Consider the following 2,380-nt stretch of genomic DNA (forward strand, 5'->3'; position numbering starts at 1 on the left):
CCACCCGTTATCCCCCGCTCCGACTCAGGCTTGCCTTCTCCGATCTACTCACGCGAGTTGGCCGACCTAACTGGCTTCAGGCCCACTGCGCGTGACCATCTCCGGCCAGCAGGTTCCTAAGGGGTAACCGGCTGGCCAGGTATTTCAGGTTCGGTGTGACTGCCGGTTAGTTATACGTTGGCAGCGATGACGTGCCATTCACGGGTGACGTTGGCGTCAACCGGGTCGAAGCGATGCCCGCATCGTGCTGAGAGCAGAGGGTTCCGCCCCATCCTGACAAGGCATGCTTCTCAAGAAATTACCATTCGCCGGTGGCGCTGTCAATTTTGAAATCCACCCCCAGCAGGGGAATCCCCGTGTGTTCGGTCAGACGGGCGCAGCCGCGGACCACGGATTCGGGCAGCACGATCGGATGGTGGTCGTTCCCACCCAGGATGGCGCGGTAGTCGACCGGTGGACTCGCACGTCCGGGCCGACGATCCGTTCCTGGAACAACACCGGCGCCCGGCCGAGCCGGTCCAGAAGCGGGTCATGGCTCGCCTCATACTGCTGAGCCCAGGTCTTGGCGGCGCTGGTGCCTTTGAAGATGACGCCTCCAGGGCAGTCCGCGATGAAGACGCGTGCTTCGTCCGGGATGGAGGACAGGCGGGTCTTCGGGGCGGACCAGCCGCCGACCGCGGCCAGCGTTACCGAGTGCAGGAGCTTGGTGAAGCCGGTGGCCTCTCGCAGTGGAGGATTCATGACCCTGATCGGCAGGTGTTCGAACAGCCTGAGGTTCGGGATCGAGCCGGACGCGCTCAACGACGACCGCTGCGGCCGGGCACTGGAGGCGCTCGCCGAGCAGGCCGACGCCGTCGTCGGCTCGATCGCCGCAGCCGCGATCGCCGTGTTCGGCCTGGACGTGTCCCGGTTCAGCTGGGACCTGACCAGCATGTCCGTGTCCGGCGCCTACAACGGGGCCGATCCCGACTACGAGCGACCGGCAATAGGCTCACTTCAGACGGCGGGTGGTGGGCCGGGTGGCCCAGCGGTGGGTGGTCCTGGCCCTCCGAATCAGACTGCGGACGGTGACGAACGCGGCGGCCAGGTACAGGTAGAAGTCGACGACCGCCGCGTCCTTCTCGGTGCAGCGGCGTAGCTTTCCGTAGCCGTTCATCCACGAGTGGGTACGTTCCGACACCCATCTCTTCCCGACCTGGATCGGGGCTGGAACCCCTTGTCTGGCGATTTCGCCGACCATGCCGTGGTCGTCGAGCGCTTTCCGGGATGGCTTTCCGTCGTAGCCGGAGTCGAGGTGCATGGTGGGGTGCTCGGGCAGGGCGCCGACCTGCTGCTTGACCTCGGCGATTGTGGGTGCCAGCAGGGGTGAGTCGTGGCGGTTCGCCCCTGCCGCGACGACGCCCAGCGGCAGCCGGTCACCGTCGGTGGCCACCGGCCGCTTCAGCCCGCCCGTGCGTCGGTCCACGGGCGACGGGCCGGACCGGTGTTCCTCACCGAACGGCGCGCCCGCGTGCGGCTGCCCGCCGTCGACCTGGACCTCGACACCGGCCGAGCCCGGCTGTCCTACCGGCGCGCTGCGGAGTGCTTCGAGCAGGCCAGCGAGAAGCTGCCCGGTGGCCCGTGGACGCTGCACCAACTACGGCACTCCGCACTCACACACGCTGCCGAGGTCGGCGCCAACACCTCCACCCTGCTGGCCTACTCCGGCCACACCTCCGTCGCCTCCCTCGCCCGCTACGCGAGGGTCTCTCCCGAAGCTCTCGCCCGCTGGCAGCAGACTCGCGATCCGGCGGCGCGGCGCCGCTGAGACTGGAGACGTACGTCAGCGGGCTGCGAGGCGATCGGTGAGCTCGATCGTCGCGAGGTACCACCAGAAGATCCAGTCGAGGAACTCGACGCTGTAGTCGCTCTTCTTCTGTTCGTTCTGGTGTCGAATCGCGAAGTTGTTCGCGATCGAGAATAGGTCTCCTTCGTCCTTGCGGAGGAGCTCCGATTTGATCAGAGGGCGGCGTTCCTCGAGAATGCCAGCAAGGACGATAACCGCCGATCTTTTGGCGTGTTCGTCCGCGTGGCGGCTGCGATAGAGGCTGATGGCGTGACGAAGCCGGTCCCCGATGAGGTCGGTTCGCTGGGCCATGGCGTGCAGCAGATCCGACCGGGCCGGGTCGGAGCCGTTGACGAGGCGTCCGATGTCATCGCCCTCCTCGGCCAGGCGCAGCCTGAAGTGACTCCGATCGAGTAGGTTATTGACCCGCCAGCGGTATAGGACGCGGCCGGCGTCGAGGGAGAAGTCCCCGTGGTGCCAACCGCAGCCGGCGTAGTTGTGCATCCAACGCGTGCGGGGGCGGGCGATCAGGTCGTGAAAGACCTCGATCAGGTC

Annotated in this window: 2 protein-coding genes and 2 pseudogenes; 1 reads left to right on the plus strand and 3 read right to left on the minus strand. The window is 66.6% G+C overall.

Features of this window, described 5'->3' with window-relative positions; all coding sequences use genetic code 11:
• Window positions 1-366 precede the first annotated feature (366 nt).
• Window positions 367-933: a hypothetical protein gene (locus MJ783_RS22875; protein WP_239313889.1), complete on the minus strand. Its 567-nt coding sequence runs from the start codon at window positions 931-933 to the stop codon at window positions 367-369.
• 58 nt (window positions 934-991) lie between these two features.
• A pseudogene (locus tag MJ783_RS22880) lies at window positions 992-1,513 on the minus strand (transposase); the annotation flags it as partial.
• Here MJ783_RS22880 and MJ783_RS22885 point away from each other — a divergent pair.
• Window positions 1,511-1,807, plus strand: a complete 297-nt coding sequence (locus tag MJ783_RS22885; protein ID WP_239313891.1) for a tyrosine-type recombinase/integrase — start codon at window positions 1,511-1,513, stop codon at window positions 1,805-1,807. The pseudogene MJ783_RS22880 and the gene MJ783_RS22885 sit on opposite strands and share 3 nt — an antisense overlap.
• 15 nt (window positions 1,808-1,822) lie before the next feature.
• On the opposite strand, the pseudogene MJ783_RS22890 reads toward MJ783_RS22885, so the two are convergent.
• A pseudogene (locus MJ783_RS22890) lies at window positions 1,823-2,380 on the minus strand (hypothetical protein); the annotation flags it as partial.

Origin of the sequence: Protofrankia sp. Cj3 (genome assembly GCF_917627355.1) — a bacterium.
In the GTDB taxonomy this organism is placed as follows: Bacteria; Actinomycetota; Actinomycetes; order Frankiales; family Frankiaceae; genus Protofrankia.